Raw genomic sequence first — 15,790 nt, 5'->3', positions numbered from 1 at the left:
ATAATTTCAGGTCAATGATGTTGCTCCAGGCTCCGTCATCTCCATTACGCTCAGCATATTTTCCTCTTCTGCTAGTCAGGTATTCGTTACCACTGATAAAAGCATCTAAAGCTGCCCATTGTGCATCCGGAGATGTTCCATTATCAACAAGTGTAATTTCGGTTTGAGCTCTTGGAATATAGATCAGTGCATTATCACGTGAATCATCATTTAAAAGATCCCTTCCTTCCCGATAAATATAACTCACAGGCCCTGATCTTGAACCTTCATAGAACAGGCCTATTGTGGTTTTAATATCATCGTTCCAAGCCAATTCATAGGTAACATTTCCTAGCAATCTATGTCCCTGAGCGAAATCTGAACGTGTAACCGGCAGGTTGGAGTTCTTTCCATTAACCGACTGAATGTTTCGCCACTGTGAGCTGTTTTGAGAGGAAGTTCCGTCAAAAATAGCATTGGCATCTCCATACGCCCATGAAAAGCTTCCTGAGAACCCGTTAGAAAAAGGCTTGGTAATCGTAACACTAGAGTTCCAGGAATCTCCCGCACCCGTATTAGATAAAAGGTAGACTGCTCCATAAGAAGAATCTAATCTATCTCCTCTGTCATAGAATGGTCTGTTATCCGCACCATTAAGGTTGCCAACAGGGCCGCCAAGGTTAAGGTTTTGATAATAGATAGCTTCTACATTCTCGTTAAAGATCACTTCTCCAGATGCAACTAAGCCCCAGAATGGTAATTTTTGATCTAGTCCAATACTGTATTTAAATACTTGTGGAAGAGTGAAGTCTTTTGCTATCAAATCAATATTCCCGCCAGTACCCCCTGAACCGGGAGCTACATTTACAGGCTGGCTGTTGATATCAGGATTGAATCCAGGAACTGTTGTGTTGAAACTGGCAGCAAAACCACCTGTTACGCCATTGTTGTTATATGTACCTCCTGGCCATACCAATGGAAGTCTGGAAGTAAAGATCCCAAGTCCTCCTCGTATTTGAGTAGAGCGATCTCCATTTACATCCCAGTTAAATCCTACACGTGGGGAGAAGTGAGCTTTGGTATCAGGACCCTGTCCTACACGAGCTCCCTGAAGGTCTTTCCCTGCAGCTTCCAGAATACCGACTGTTCTTTCGTTGAAGTCTTCATTCACAGGACCGTCGGACCAGATAGGGAAATCGAAACGAACTCCCGCGGTGAACTTAAATCTATCTGTAACCTGCACCTCATCCTGAAAATAAAGACCTAATTGCCATATATCGAAGGCAGATGACCCAGCAGACTCATCACCAACAGTTCCGTCTCCTACCAGGGAATATCCTTTTTGGTAAAAATCAATAGGTCCATCGGTCAAAAAGTCATTGACATTATCATATGTATAATCTCCGTAGTTAAAAGCAAAGAACAAGTTCTTTACTTTGGAGTATTCGTTATGTGTACCAATGGTGATGCTATGCCTACCAGAGAAGATCTCAAAGTTATTGGTCAGGGTAAAAACATCCTGATCTAACAAGTTAGCAGTTGAGAACGGTTCTGATCCAAAGGAAATAAAACCACTGCCATCATTAATATCAACCGTTGGGAAAGGATCTCCACTGGGATCTCTGTCATCCCTAACGGATGTGTATCCTAGAACAAAGCTATTGGAAAACTTGTTTCCAGTAGTATTTAATTCTAAAGCCGTTGAGTTTGTAGTTGTGTTAAAGAACTCGGACCCATTGATAAACCCGATACTATTAAAATCGGAATTTCTGGCTTCCAGGTTTTCGCCGCCAACATAACTATGACGTAACGATAATTTGTTATTCTCATTAATGTTCCAATCTAATTTCAAGGTTAGTTTATCACTAACTAAGGTTCTTGTATTGGAAGTATATCCTCCCGGATCATAGCCATAGCTGGAAATCAAGAATTGACGTAAGCTTTCTAAGCCTGCAGCATCTGTATCCCCAATATATTGGGAAGAATTGAATGGCTGTGGTGTTTCATCGTCCTGACGCTCATAGTTCAAAAAGAGAAATAATTTATCCTTTACAAGAGGGCCTCCAAAGCGCACTCCATAAGTTTGTGCACTAAATTCGGCTAAACGTTCTCTTACGTCCCCATCTCCTACTCTGCTAGGTGGTGTTTTTCCTGCTAACTTTTCATTTCTGAAGAAGTAATAGGCAGATCCTTCCCATTCATTGGTACCAGATCTGGTGATTGCGCTAATGGCACCCCCGGCAAAACCTGCAATACGAACATCAAAAGGAGCTAACTGTACCTGAAAGGATTCGATGGCATCTACAGAGAAAGGATTTACTCCCGTTTGTCCCCCGTTAGTACCCGAACCTGCTAAACCAAATACATCGTTGTTTACAGCACCATCTATATAAATGGCATTGTAACGGTTATTCTGACCCCCTAAAGAGATGGAAAATCCATCATTTCCTTCTGTTAAGGTAGCTTGTGGCGTAATCCTAACAAAGTCTGCAAGAGACCTAGAAGCGGATGGCAAGGACTGAATCTGACGATTGCTTATGGTCGTTTCTGCTCCTGTTTTATTGGAGTTGAAAATACCCCCCTGGGAAGCAGTTACGATGATCTCATCCAGAGCTGTTGCAGCTTCTGCTAATTTAGGATTGATCCTCGAGGATTCACCCAGTTGCAGATAGATATTTTCTACTATAAATTCTTCAAATCCGATATAGGAGATAGAAATGGTATAAGGACCTCCTGGTCTCATTCCACCAATTCGATAATACCCATCAATATCAGCTGCAGCACCATATACAGACCCTGAGGGTACATGTAGTGCTACTACATTGGCTCCGGATAGCGGTTCACTGGCCGCGTCGGTAATCCTTCCTCCAATTGAGGAAGTGGTTACCCCTTGTGAAAAAGCCATTGCTGTCATCAAAAATGCGGCAAGGGCGAAGTACAGTTTTTTCATTTGTTCTCGTGTTAATTGGTTATTATTCTGTCTGTAAAAGTGCCATAATTAAAGGACTTTTACATTACGACAGTGTTAAATTAAGGTCACCAAATTTAACATAATATTTGCAATAAGAAAGTCTTAATTAAAGAACATTTCTTAATATTTATTAACGTTTAGGATCTTAAATTTTATTTCTTAAAATGTTGCAATAATTGCAATGTAGAAGTGTCGTGTTTAGCGATTTCGGAACCCTGTATGTCTTTTAGTGTAGTGGCAGCTAGTTGTTTTCCTAATTCTACCCCCCATTGGTCATAACTAAAAATATTCCAGAGTACTCCCTGAACAAAGATCTTGTGTTCATATAAGGCAATAAGCGCGCCCAGACTGGTTGGTGTCAATTTGTTGATCAGGAGGGTATTGGTAGGTTTGTTCCCTTCGAATACCTTAAAAGGTACAAGCTCTTTGATATCTTCCTCTGCCATGCCCTTGGCTTCCAGTTCTAGTCTTACCTCATCGGCTGTTTTTCCATTCATCAAAGCTTCAGTCTGGGCGAAGAAATTGGCCATAAGCTTCTGATGATGGTCTGTATTCCCATAAAGTGAGTCTTTAAAACCAATAAAGTCGGCAGGAATAAGTTTTGTACCCTGATGTATTAATTGGAAAAAAGCATGTTGGGCATTGGTGCCCGGTTCTCCCCAGATAATGGTTCCTGTCTGATAGGTAACAGGGTTGCCATTCCTGTCTGTACTTTTCCCGTTGCTTTCCATGATGCCCTGCTGAAAATAGGCTGAAAATCTACTGAGGTATTGAGTATAGGGAATAATAGCTTCTGTCTCAGCCTTGTAAAAATTGTTGTACCAGACACTTAACAAGCCCATAAGAACGGGCATGTTATCCTTGAATTCTGTATTTTTAAAGTGGCCATCCATCTCATGTGCTCCCTGAAGTAGCTCTTCAAAATGTTTTGGCCCAATTGCAAGGGCGACAGATAAACCAACGGCGCTCCAAAGGGAAAATCGTCCTCCTACCCAGTCCCACATAGGGAATACATTTTCTTCAGTGATCCCAAATTCAGCTATTTTTTCTGTATTAGTTGAGACCGCTGCAAAATGATGTGCAATATCATCAGATGATGCCTTTTGTAAGAACCAGTCTTTAATGGTCAGAGCATTAGTAAGGGTTTCCTGGGTGGTAAAGGTCTTGGAGACAATAACAAAAAGGGTGGTCTCCGGATTCAGTTCCTTTAAGATCTCCTGTACATGATCCCCGTCTATATTGCTTACAAAATGGGTTCTTAGGTGGTTTTTATAATACTTCAGCGCTTCGGTGACCATCACCGGACCAAGATCTGATCCGCCAATACCAATATTCACTACATCGGTAAATGCCTTCCCGGTATACCCCTTTTTTTTGCCTGATATAACCACTTCGGAGAATTCCCTGATATGGTTTCGAACTTCATAGACCTCAGGAACAACATTGACTCCGTCAACAATAATAACATCGTCTTTCCCGGCACGTAAGGCGGTATGCAATACTGCCCTGGCTTCTGTTTCATTGATAATATCACCCTCGAAATACTTTGTAATGGCATCGGCCAGCTTCACTTCTTTGGCCAGGTCCAGGAGATGTTCCAACGTAGTATTTGTGATCCTGTTCTTGGAGAAATCGAGCAGGAAATCATTCCACTGTCTGGTAAATAAAGTAGCCCTTTTTGGATCCTTTTTAAAAAGATCCTTTAGTTGCTTCTCTTTATTTTCGTTGTAATGCTCTGTTAGTTTTCTCCAGGCGGAGGTAGTAGTTGGATTAATGTTCTCTAAGGACATTTTAGGGATTAAGTGTTAGTAGCTTTTCTGAAGGTTCTTCCTGAAATTCTATACAATCTAATTGCGTCTTTATCGGATTCATATATTCGTAGAATGCGGGCCTTAATGCCTCAGCCAGTGGTTCGGCAGCAGGGAGTTTTTCACGAAGTGGGTCTACTTGCCTTTCGTTTCTCCAGAAACGATAGCATACATGAGGACCTCCGGTGTTCCCGGTCATTCCTATCCAGCCAATAACATCACCTTGTTTTACATATTGCCCCTTTTTTACGTTTTGAGCTTTCATATGCAAGTATTGGGTACTATAGGTACCGTTATGACGGATCTTTACATATTTCCCATTTCCCCCTCTCCTGGTAGATTCTGTGACCATTCCATCTGCAGTAGCTAAGATTGGTGTGCCAATGGGTGCAGCATAATCTGTGCCTTTATGCGGTCTTACTTTGTATCCGTAGTAACGTATCTTCCTTTTCAAATTATACCTGGAGGAAAGTCGACCAAATTTAAGAGGAGCCCTTAGAAATGTGCGGCGCAGATTGTTAGATTCGTTGTCATAATATTCCTGAATATCCAGTGAGTCATTATGATAGGAAAAAGCATAAAAGGGTTCGCCTTTATGTTCAAAATAAGCTGCTTTTATGGATCCTGCTCCGGCATATATACTGTCATTGATATACTTCTCATCAAAAATGATACGGAACTTATCTCCGGCATCGAGTTTAAAAAAATCAATGGTCCAGGCATAGATCCCGGACAATTCGTTCACCATCAGATAATCTATGTTTTGTTTCACGATGACATCAGATAAGGAACCCCCTTGCGGGATTACCCCCGATGCTTCCCGTTGCACCAATTTCACTTCTTTCCTCCCTTTGTATGCCAACACTGAATCACGGAAATCAACAATTGTGTAATTTATTGGGTCGTTCTCATAAATAAAGATCTGTGCTACCTGAGAGGTGTCCTTTGATCTGAGAATGGTATAAGGATTCCCTACACGTATCCTCCGTACATCAAAAGTGTCTTTAAATTTTTGTGTGAGCTCATAGATCTTGGGATAATCTACCTTGTTTCGGGTCATCAGGTTCCCAAAAATATCTCCCCTGCGAATAGTATCTTCCACTACATCAAACTCACTGAGGTTAAACCCGTATTTCTTTGTATGTTTTGGTATTACAACCTTTGGTACTTCAGCAAGCTTATCCAGGTTTGTTGTACTTGTTTTATCCTCTCCACAAGAAGATAAGAGAATACATGCTAAAAAGAGGCCCCAGTATTTATGCATAGTCTTATAAAACTTTTTCAGGGTTAAATAGATGGTCTACCCATTGTTTCCCCCAATTATTTAAATCTTGTTTGCTGTGCAATTTCGGAAAAAACACCACCTTTTGAAAACTTGGTGGCAGATATTCTTTCCAATTAGTTCCGCCGGTTGCTTCAATAGCTTTATCGCCCTTATTCAAATACCTGTAGGCAGATCCCATATGCATCAGTGGCCAATTTACATTGGCATTCAGGTCCATCTTTCTTAACGCATCAATTAAGGCTTTATTATTTCTGCCTTTTTCTGGTAATTTCAGGTATTTATGGTAGATGGTATTTCCTTGCACCTCTTTGGCGATACGGATAAACCTAGGAGTATATCTGTATTCGAATTGCTTAAGAGTTAATGTCTTTTCCCCAGTACTACGATCTGTTGCTCCTTTCTTCCAATAAATATGTTCATAAAGATCTTCGATGGCATTGTCTTTGGAAAACTGATCCCTTTCAGGATCATATACAAGATTTTCAAGCGGGGTGGCATAGATCTCGATCATTCGGTACTGTGCAGACTGAAATCCGCTCGATGGTAATAGGGCCATCCTATAGCGAAGGAATTGCTCACGTTCCATGCCATTGATCATGATACTAAAGGAAGAGATAAGGGCCTTGTAATAATTGTTGATCCGATTTGCTTTTTCTATAAAATGATCTACCTCTTGAGACTGGTCATCCACGATCTGTTTTTGTTCGTGAATAATGAGTTTAAAGTAAAGTTCTGTGATCTGATGATACATGATAAATATCTCCTCATCGGGGAAGTAGGTACGTGGAACCTGTAAGCTTAAAAGTGTATCCAGATGAATATAGTCCCAATAGGTAAGGTAGCGTTGGTACAATAAACCATCCAGATAAGAGCTTAGGTCCTGTCCAGAATCCTTGTATTTCTCTGCTAATTTTATGATCTGGGAATCTATCTGCTCTTTGTCTTTCATCGCTTTATTCGTCCATTATGATCTTGAACTGATGTTTTAGTCCATTATATCCATCAAGATCGGCTTTTAGCGATCCCACGGCCAGATCGGCCTTAATTCTGATCGGAATCTTATTTAGGTCATTTGAGACCCATAAGGTGAGGCTCTCCTGTTCCTTAAAAATCCGTCCAGATTGTACATAAGGCCTAAAACTGAGGCATTCTACTTTGCCAAACTTAGTTTTAAGGATCTCCTTCCCGAGATATTTCAATTTAAACTTAAAGATACCGTCATCGTCATAGAGCATATTGAGATCTATAGACTCACCTATCACCAGATCCTTAGCCTTGTAATTGTTTCGCAAATAATAAAAAGCAGAAACCAGGTCCTGAATCTCCTCTCCAAAAGTAAAATTAAACTTTTTATTGTTCTTCTTATCGTTGAGAAGGGCTTCTTTCTTTTGGTAATCGAATTTTATCTCGATATCCTTGGTATAGCCTCCTTCATCTACTTTCCGAATAAATCGGTAGGGCTTACCATTTTCCATGTCAAAATAACTTTCATAGGTATCATCTACCTTAAAAAAGATACTGGCAAATCCTGTGGTCTTTCCAATCCCTACTACATGGTACACAGGAACATCGCCTACGCTATCTGTCTTTACATGCAAGGTAGCATAGCTGGCATTTAGGAAACCGTAATGGATCCTAAATTTCAACCACTCTCCAGGTTTGAATGACTCTTGCATGCTCTGCGCATTTAAGACCCCTTGGAGAAATAGGAATAAAACGAGCGTTGTTCTTTTCATCTGAAATTTTGTTCAAAATTAGTAATTCAGCACTGATGACAATGTCGATAACGTTAATTAAACAAATTTTATTCCAAACTTGTCCATAAAAAAAAGCCCCGACAAGTGCCGGAGCTTTTTCCTAAATAACCAACCAAACTTTAAATTATGAAAAACCAATACTTAAAGTTATAAGGGAACCACCCCTTATGACAACAAATCTACTACATCTTCATGAAAATGCATTTCGTTTTAACGTAAATTTACTAGACTCTTAACAATACTTTATTAAATTGAGCCCAAATTCAGCGGTTTATTAGAGCGTACCTCTAGATTCCTGTTCTCTTTCAATAGCTTCAAAAAGAGCTTTAAAGTTTCCTTTTCCAAATGACTTGGCTCCTTTACGTTGAATGATCTCAATGAACATTGTGGGCCTGTCTAAGATAGGTTTGGTAAAGATCTGAAGTAAATATCCTTCATCATCACGGTCAATCAGGATTCCTAAATCCCTTAAGGGAGCCAGGTCCTCATCAATTTCACCTACTCTGTCTAATACATCTTCGTAATAAGAGACAGGAACAGTGAGAAATTCTACCCCGCGATCTCGCAATGAAGAGACCGTTTCAATAATGTTATCAGTAGCCATTGCCATGTGCTGAACGCCGGCCCCGTTGTAGAATTCAATATATTCTTCTATCTGCGATTTCTTTCTGCCTTCAGCGGGTTCATTGATCGGAAATTTTATCCGCCCATTCCCGTTACTCATCACCTTGCTCATTAATGCGGTATACTCCGTTGATATATCCTTATCATCAAAAGAGACCAATTGTGCAAAGCCCATTACGTGAGCATAAAATTGGCACCATTTATTCATTTCATTCCATCCCACATTCCCCACCATATGATCTATAAATTTAAGACCCACGTCCGAAGGTTTATAATGAGGATTCCAAGCCCTGTAGCCCGGCATAAATACGCCCTTGTACTTGCTTCTTTCTACAAATACATGTACTGTTTCCCCATAAGTGTGGATCCCGGATAAAACCACTTCTCCTTTCTCGTCTTCCAGTGTTTTAGGTTCAAAATATGATTCTGCACCCCGTTGTACAGTTTCCTTATAGCTTTTCCGGGCATCGTCTACCCAAAGAGCTATGGCCTTTACACCGTCACCATGCTTATCTATATGTCTGTTTATATCGCCTCCAGATTTTAATGGAGAGGTAAGTACCAATCTGATCTTGTCTTGCTCAACCACATAGGAGACCCTGTCCTTTAAGCCTGTTTCCAAACCTGCATAGGCCAGAGGCTGAAATCCCCAGGCAGACATATAATAATAGGCTGCCTGCTTGGCATTTCCCACATAAAGTTCAACATGATCTGTGCCTAATAAGGGCAAGAAATCTTCTGCAGCCAGATTCTCTTTTGGCAAGTGTAAAGAAGTGTTATCTAATGTAGCCATGATATATTTTTGAATTGATTTATTGTTAACGTGTAATAGTCCTTTCTAAATAATTTCAGGAAAGCTACCACATAGCCCTTAGGTGAGGAGTAATATCTATTCTATTGTGCAACATAATACATTCAATTACCCTACAAATATCGTAAAAAAGGAGGAAAGGAGTATCCAAATAAAGGAGTAACAGGGCATGAAAGTCTTTTCAGCAGTCTTAGAACCAATACCCTATGCTAAAGAACAGATTTCCATCATCGTTCTCAGGAGACCATGAGTAAATAATTTGTACCGGGCCGAAAAAGGATTCCCAGCCGTAACCTACTCCATAACCAGAGTAATCCGGGGCAGTAAACCATTCGCCCGTTCTAAAAATATCATCATCTACATTAGAGATATTGGCCGCAAAGAGCAGGTGGTTGTTGGGACTAAATTCGTAGTCTAGTCTGGCATAGGCTTTTACATAACTATTTCCGGGCAAGCTTATAAAATCGTACCCCAGAAAGGGCTCAAAATTATTTAGGGGATAATTCCCATATCCCCCCAAAACAAAATCAAAGGCCGCTACTCTGGATGTACCTAGTTTAAATCCGCCCGATGTCTCTATATTGAGAGACAATTTTGGCCATAGGGGAAATGCTGTGCCAATAGTAGCCTTAGCGATTGAGAATTCTTTGAAATTGTCATTAAAGTCTGATGACCATAAATAAAAATGGAAATCTCCGTTAAAATAAATTCCTTTTGAAGGAAAATACTTATCGTCATAGGTGTCCAGGATCAGTTTCCCGTAGGTAGACAGATAATTGCTTTTCTCGAAAAAGGTAGCTGGACTTGCAGTTGGAGCAGGTTGGGTAGAATCATTGACAATTTGATTAAGTGTAGTGGTACTGTATTTCAACAACTTATGCTCTGCACCAACTATGAAGGCAAATTCTTCCTTGATCACTGTTTGGAGGTAAAACTGATTCGTAAAATCGGATACATCCAAATTTATGTTTTTCACATTGCTATTTACCGGGATCTCAAAATTAGACTGCAATACCAGACCGTAGTCTACCTCCTTAACAAACTCATAAAACCTGGAATTAATTCCAAAACTCCAGTAAAATCCTCTGTCTACATAGTATTCAAAATTATAGCGAACATTATCCCCAAGTATGAGATCCAAGGAAGCAACATCATCATTCATCAGCACGTTCTTCTTGGTGAGATTTATCAATGCGGCACTCTTGTATAAATTGTCATAATGGGCCGCGATCCTAAGGAAGGACTTGTCCATATTTTCTACAAGGTTCATTGTTAGATCCTGCCCAAGGCCATTAGAAGTTAATTCATAGCGAATGGTATTAAAGTTCCCCGTAGCCACTAAATTATTGATCCCCTGTTGCAGTTTGGCAAAACTCAACTTCTCATTGAGGTTAATACGTAATTTACCCTTAACATAACTCCTTGAAAAATTATCATTGCCATTGATTATGAGCCTGTTTACAATGAGTGAATCTACCTGAACAATATTAGGTTTCTTAATGAAAGGTTTCATTTGTTGGGACGCAAGAGATTTCAATGCTTCTACATGTTCCTTTGCCGCGGCATTTCCTGTATCGATTATAGTATTCTTAAGTTCAAAATCAATCACCGAAAATTTATCCATTTCTGGTTTAATATAGATATCGGTAAGTGCAGACTTTCGCTGCATATCTTTTATGGTCCTGAAATTATTGATCTGTAATAAGATCTCCGTTGCAGACATAAGTGATGCCCTGTCTCTTAGGCCATGTTGTACATCTACACCAATAACGAAATCTGCCCCCATGGCGCGAAGTTCTTCCACCGGATAATTGTTTAGGACACCCCCATCTATCAATACTTGTCCTTCCACTTCAGAAGGCTGAAACAGGGATGGGAACGTACCACTTGCGAGGATCGCCTCAGGGAGATAGCCTTTATTCAGCATCACTTCTTTCCCAGTCTCAACATTGGTAGCAATACAGAAAAAAGGAATAGGAAGCTCACTAAAATCACGAACGTCCCTTTCATTGAAAAGTAATTGTACCAAGGCATTATAAATATTCTGCCCGCTCGAAAGTCCCTGCGGGAAAGACAATTTAAAATCATTGAAAGGCAGAGTGAGGGCGTACCGTTCAGAATCTTCTTTTTCATAAAAGGTCTTCGCATTTCGCGGAAGGTTATCCTGAATAAGATTCGTTAAGTTGGTGTTCCTGAAAATGGAGTCGAGTTGGTCTGCAGAATATCCGGAAGCATACAGGGCCCCAATAATAGCCCCCATACTGGTTCCTCCTATATAATCTATGGTAACCCCGGCCTCTTCAATTGCCTTTAAAGCGCCAATATGCGCCAATCCTTTGGCTCCTCCTCCACTTAAGACCAATCCTACCTTTGGAGGAACTTGTTCTGGTTCTGTTTGACCTAAAGACTGAAAGCAGATCGCAAGAACGGTTAGAAAAAGGAAACATCTACCCATTCAGTGAAGATAGAAGATTAATGAAAGTTTTCATATATTTTCTTTGCTTTAGACCAGCCTACCACTTCACTAAGATCTTCCAGTGAAGCTTCTTTGATCCTTTTAACCGATTTAAATTTCTTTAGTATTTGCTCAGTTGTTTTGTCACCAATACCATCAATACCTTCCAAGACCGAGTCGAAAGCGTTCTTGCTTCGCTTATTTCTGTGAAAGTTTATCCCAAACCTATGGGCCTCATTTCGCAATTGCTGAATGATCTTTAAGGACTCCGATTTTTTATCCAGATAGAGGGGTATTGGATCATCAGGGAAATAGATCTCTTCCAATCTTTTTGCAATTCCAATGATGGCGATCTTACCACGTAAGTTTAATGCTTCCAGACTTTTCAGTGCAGATGACAACTGACCCTTACCACCGTCTATTACAATAAGCTGCGGTAGGGATGCTTTCTCTTCCTGCAGTCTTTTATAACGACGAAATACCACCTCTTCCATAGAGGCATAATCATCCGGACCTTCTACAGTTTTTATATTAAAGTGCCTGTATTCCTTCTTTACTGGTTTTCCATTCCTGAAAACCACACAGGCTGCTACAGGATTGGTCCCCTGAATATTAGAATTGTCAAAACACTCAATATGTCTTGGCTCTTTGGAGAGGCGCAGATCTTTTTTCATCTGTGCCATGATCCTGTTCACGTGCCGATCCGGATCTGTGATCCTGGTTTGTTTAAAGCGTTCCTGTCTGTAAAATTTGGCGTTTCGCTCAGAAAGTTCAAGGATCTTTTTTTTATCTCCTAATCTGGGAACGGTGAGTTTAAGATCCTCTGGCAATGTTACTGTGAAAGGCAAATAAAGTTCCTTCGATTGCGAATGAAATCGTTGTCTGATCTCAATGATCGCCAGTTGCAAGAGATCCTTGTCTGCTTCTTCCAATTTTTTCTTGATCTCCATGGTGTGAGAACGGATAATAGACCCGTGAGAGAGTTGCAGGAAGTTGATATAGGCATAGGCATCATCTGAAATGATGCTGAACACATCTACATTATTGATCTTTGGATTTACGATGGTAGATTTCACCTGATAGTTTTCCAACACTTCAATTTTGTTCTTGATCATTTCTGCAGCTTCAAAATGCATGTCTGCCGCCAGCGCTTTCATCTCCTTTTTAAAATAATGAAGTGAGGTTTTAAAATTTCCCTTGATGATATCCCTTATGTCATCTATCTGTTGATGATACTCCTTCTCTGATTGAAGTCCTTCACAGGGACCCTTGCAATTTCCCAGATGGTATTCCAAACATACTTTGTATTTCCCGGCTTCGATTTTTTCTTCCGAAAGATCATAATTACAAGTACGTAAAGGATACACGCTTTTTATAAGGTCTAAGAGCGTCTTTACAGTTTTCATGCTGGTATAAGGTCCATAGTACTCAGAACCATCCTTGATCAATTTTCGTGTAGGGAAGATCCTGGGAAAGCGTTCTTTTTTAATGCAGATCCATGGATACGATTTATCATCCTTCAGTAAGACATTATAACGAGGCTGGTATTTTTTAATAAAATTGTTCTCCAACAATAAAGCATCAGACTCCGTAGGTACCACAATGTGCTTTATGGCTTGTATCTTCTTAACCATTACCCGCGTCTTCCCATTTTCATGGGTCTTGGTAAAATAGGAAGTAACTCTTTTCTTAAGATTTTTTGCTTTCCCTACATATAGAATTTTCCCCTCCTTATCATAGAATTGGTAAACCCCCGGAGATTGGGGTAGAGTGTTTAATTGAAGTTCAACTGATACTTCTGACATTGAGAAAATTGGAGACGATGTATTACAAAGATAATTTAGCAAAATCATTTATGGCATGAAAAAGGCAATCCAATTTATTTGCCTTTAACTATTTCGTTTTCAGTGTATTAAAATTTCATAGTTATTGCTCGTGTTAATTTTTTTATAAAAATGTGTAGTTTGTCGGAAAAATTGCACCTTTCATAGAGCGTATGTCACTTTTTTGTTTATTTTTAGCGCTAAGAAAAAAAGAGCAAATGGATAATTATCTGATTACGTTGGGAATGTACCTTATTTTAATGCTCTTCTTCAAGATTTATTTTGCTGTTTTCACTAAAGACTGAACTTCATTTTTTACCCACCTTTAAGGATAGTTCGGCCGTATGCTTAAAAAAGAACTCCGAACAAAATATCTGGATTTAAGAAATTACACATCTGAAGAAGATGTTTATAACGCCAGCCTCACCATTGCCAATAACTTGCTGTCACTACCTATCTGGAAACACACCTATTACCATATATTTCTTCATAGTACTTCTAAAAAAGAGCTTAACACCAGTCTAATTATTACCCTCCTGCAGGGAAAAGATAAGGAGATCGTAGTTCCAAGAATGGCAAAGGGAAACACCTTAGAACATTTTCTTTTAACAGATAATACACTTCTGAAACCCAATTCGTGGGATATTCCGGAACCTGTTGACGGGATTCAAGTTATGCCCGTTAAGCTTGATGTGATCTTTGTCCCTCTCTTGGCATTTGATCTAAAAGGGCACAGGGTTGGTTATGGAAAAGGGTATTACGATCTGTTTCTGAGCCAATGCAAGCCAGATGCCGTAAAAATAGGATTGAGCATTTTTGAAGCTGAAAAGAATATTTCAGATTTAGGTGCTCAAGACATTCCTCTGGACTACTGTGTGTCGCCTACTACTACTTATACATTCTGATCTGTCTCTTCAACTTCCTCGTTCTTTTTGGCAAAGGCTTTTTTGTTGAATACAATTAGGATGCCTACTCCTGTACTAATAGCTGTATCTGCTATATTGAATACTGGTTCAAAGAAGCGGAAAGAATTTCCCCCAACCATAGGGACCCACTCGGGCCAGGTCGTATCTATCAAGGGAAAATAAAGCATATCTACCACCTTTCCATAAAATAGGCCACCATAGGGATCATTCGTAAAGAGGGTAGCCACAGTATTATAACTGTCATTAAAAAGAAGCCCGTAGAACAGGGAGTCCACAATGTTACCAATAGCGCCTGCGAAAATAAGAGACACTGCTATGACCAGTGTTTTGGAAGCTTCCTTCCGAATACTATCCCATAACCAGTACCCAATACCTGCTATGGCGAAAAGACGGAATATGGTAAGCACCAACTTCCCGGCACTGTCGGATATTGGTAATATATCACTAAGTTTTGTGCCCCATGCAGCTCCCTCATTCTCAATAAACAAGATCTTGAACCAATTAAAAACATCGACCGACTCACCGAGTATAAAATGTGTTTTTATATAGACCTTACTGATCTGATCGATCAATAAAATAATAAAAATTAGGGCAATAGATTTCTTTAAATTCATAAGTGTTCGTATGCTGGGGCAAAAATAAGTATTATTAGACATTCTAATGAAGACCTGTCTTTTTCTAATATTATTAAAACTACTTGGCTTGTGTTATAGTGATATTACCCGTGGTTGATGTGAGGTTGAATAGTTCATTTCCTTTGGGGATATGTTCTTTAGAAATGCTGCCGTACTTGGACAAGGCCTTTACCGTTCCACTAGCAATTATTAGTGAGATAGGACCGCTCTGGGTGGTTGCACTTACTTTCTGCCCCCCTTCTCTGATAGTGCACTTCCCATCGTTCAACACCACTCTCAGGTCTTTGTAATTTCCTTCCACCATCACATTAGAACTGCTACCGTAGAGATAGACTTCCTTGTTCTCAGGGACCCTGATATAAAGCGAAATAGAGACTACTTTATGTGCACTGAGCTTGTCATTCGGATCATTAAAATAGGGTTGAAACTTCCCGGCTACAAAGAGGGTTTTGCCATTTTCGGTGATCTCCAATGCAAGATCTTTTTGATATTCTCCCTCTATGGACGCCTCAAGTACCAAAGCCTCTTCTTGTGAGGTTTCCACCTTTACATCGAAAAAAAGATTCGTGTCTATCTGTATAGACGTAACATCGGGATTCAGAAATAGCTTTTTAACAGTTTTTTGCCCAAACCCCTGGTTTACTGCCAGTAAAGAAAAAAGAAAAAATGCAAAGTACCTCACGTTACGATTGTGTGAACGTCCCTTTACAGGACGT

11 protein-coding genes are annotated in these 15,790 nt (G+C 39.9%); 1 reads left to right on the top strand and 10 read right to left on the bottom strand.

Annotated features, from left to right (window positions below):
* The 8 genes from Q0X72_RS08560 to uvrC form a co-directional block, all read right to left on the bottom strand.
* Nucleotides 1-2,929 (bottom strand): TonB-dependent receptor (locus Q0X72_RS08560; RefSeq protein WP_297764085.1); only part of this gene is annotated, 2,929 nt, incomplete at its 3' end.
* A 173-nt stretch (nucleotides 2,930-3,102) separates the two neighbouring features.
* Nucleotides 3,103-4,740: a glucose-6-phosphate isomerase gene (gene pgi, locus Q0X72_RS08555; protein WP_297764083.1), complete on the bottom strand. Its 1,638-nt coding sequence runs from the start codon at nucleotides 4,738-4,740 to the stop codon at nucleotides 3,103-3,105.
* A 1-nt stretch (nucleotide 4,741) separates the two neighbouring features.
* Nucleotides 4,742-6,022: a peptidoglycan DD-metalloendopeptidase family protein gene (locus tag Q0X72_RS08550; RefSeq protein WP_297764080.1), complete on the bottom strand. Its 1,281-nt coding sequence runs from the start codon at nucleotides 6,020-6,022 to the stop codon at nucleotides 4,742-4,744.
* A 4-nt stretch (nucleotides 6,023-6,026) separates the two neighbouring features.
* Nucleotides 6,027-6,992: a tryptophan 2,3-dioxygenase family protein gene (locus Q0X72_RS08545; protein WP_297764077.1), complete on the bottom strand. Its 966-nt coding sequence runs from the start codon at nucleotides 6,990-6,992 to the stop codon at nucleotides 6,027-6,029.
* Nucleotides 6,993-6,996: 4 nt separating this feature from the next.
* Entirely contained in the window at nucleotides 6,997-7,779 is a 783-nt protein-coding gene (locus Q0X72_RS08540) for a DUF3108 domain-containing protein (protein ID WP_297764074.1), read from the bottom strand.
* Between the two features lie 295 nt (nucleotides 7,780-8,074).
* Nucleotides 8,075-9,217, bottom strand: coding sequence for a 4-hydroxyphenylpyruvate dioxygenase (gene hppD, locus Q0X72_RS08535; protein WP_297764071.1), 1,143 nt, complete (start codon nucleotides 9,215-9,217; stop codon nucleotides 8,075-8,077).
* A gap of 208 nt (nucleotides 9,218-9,425) precedes the next feature.
* Complete coding sequence (locus Q0X72_RS08530) at nucleotides 9,426-11,690, bottom strand: patatin-like phospholipase family protein (protein ID WP_297764069.1); 2,265 nt, start codon at nucleotides 11,688-11,690, stop codon at nucleotides 9,426-9,428.
* Between the two features lie 17 nt (nucleotides 11,691-11,707).
* On the bottom strand, nucleotides 11,708-13,495 hold the full coding sequence (gene uvrC / locus Q0X72_RS08525; protein WP_297764067.1) for an excinuclease ABC subunit UvrC: 1,788 nt from the start codon (nucleotides 13,493-13,495) through the stop codon (nucleotides 11,708-11,710).
* Between the two features lie 362 nt (nucleotides 13,496-13,857).
* On the opposite strand from uvrC, the gene Q0X72_RS08520 reads away from it, so the two are divergent.
* Nucleotides 13,858-14,418 carry a 5-formyltetrahydrofolate cyclo-ligase gene (locus Q0X72_RS08520; RefSeq protein WP_297764065.1) on the top strand — a complete coding sequence of 187 codons (561 nt, stop codon included), beginning with the start codon at nucleotides 13,858-13,860 and terminating at the stop codon, nucleotides 14,416-14,418.
* Here Q0X72_RS08520 and Q0X72_RS08515 read toward each other — a convergent pair.
* Nucleotides 14,406-15,053 carry a lipoprotein signal peptidase gene (locus Q0X72_RS08515; RefSeq protein ID WP_297764062.1) on the bottom strand — a complete coding sequence of 216 codons (648 nt, stop codon included), beginning with the start codon at nucleotides 15,051-15,053 and terminating at the stop codon, nucleotides 14,406-14,408. The two genes, Q0X72_RS08520 and Q0X72_RS08515, sit on opposite strands and share 13 nt — an antisense overlap.
* A gap of 79 nt (nucleotides 15,054-15,132) precedes the next feature.
* Entirely contained in the window at nucleotides 15,133-15,756 is a 624-nt protein-coding gene (locus tag Q0X72_RS08510) for a DUF4097 family beta strand repeat-containing protein (protein WP_297764059.1), read from the bottom strand.
* Nucleotides 15,757-15,790: the final 34 nt, after the last annotated feature.

It is taken from the genome of uncultured Muriicola sp., from assembly GCF_947258935.1.
Classification (GTDB): Bacteria; Bacteroidota; Bacteroidia; order Flavobacteriales; family Flavobacteriaceae; genus Muriicola.
Note: the sequence above shows the minus strand (reverse complement) of the source record. Positions and strands in the feature narration are given on the sequence as shown.

Bases quoted from the DNA above. Each gene is read 5' to 3' on its own strand.
- Q0X72_RS08550 (WP_297764080.1), bottom strand. From the start codon at position 6,022: ATGCATAAATACTGGGGCCTCTTTTTAGCATGTATTCTCTTATCTTCT.
- Q0X72_RS08540 (WP_297764074.1), bottom strand. From the start codon at position 7,779: ATGAAAAGAACAACGCTCGTTTTATTCCTATTTCTCCAAGGGGTCTTA.
- uvrC (WP_297764067.1), bottom strand. From the start codon at position 13,495: ATGTCAGAAGTATCAGTTGAACTTCAATTAAACACTCTACCCCAATCT.
- pgi (WP_297764083.1), bottom strand. From the start codon at position 4,740: ATGTCCTTAGAGAACATTAATCCAACTACTACCTCCGCCTGGAGAAAA.
- Q0X72_RS08520 (WP_297764065.1), top strand. From the start codon at position 13,858: ATGCTTAAAAAAGAACTCCGAACAAAATATCTGGATTTAAGAAATTAC.
- hppD (WP_297764071.1), bottom strand. From the start codon at position 9,217: ATGGCTACATTAGATAACACTTCTTTACACTTGCCAAAAGAGAATCTG.
- Q0X72_RS08530 (WP_297764069.1), bottom strand. From the start codon at position 11,690: ATGGGTAGATGTTTCCTTTTTCTAACCGTTCTTGCGATCTGCTTTCAG.
- Q0X72_RS08545 (WP_297764077.1), bottom strand. From the start codon at position 6,992: ATGAAAGACAAAGAGCAGATAGATTCCCAGATCATAAAATTAGCAGAG.
- Q0X72_RS08515 (WP_297764062.1), bottom strand. From the start codon at position 15,053: ATGAATTTAAAGAAATCTATTGCCCTAATTTTTATTATTTTATTGATC.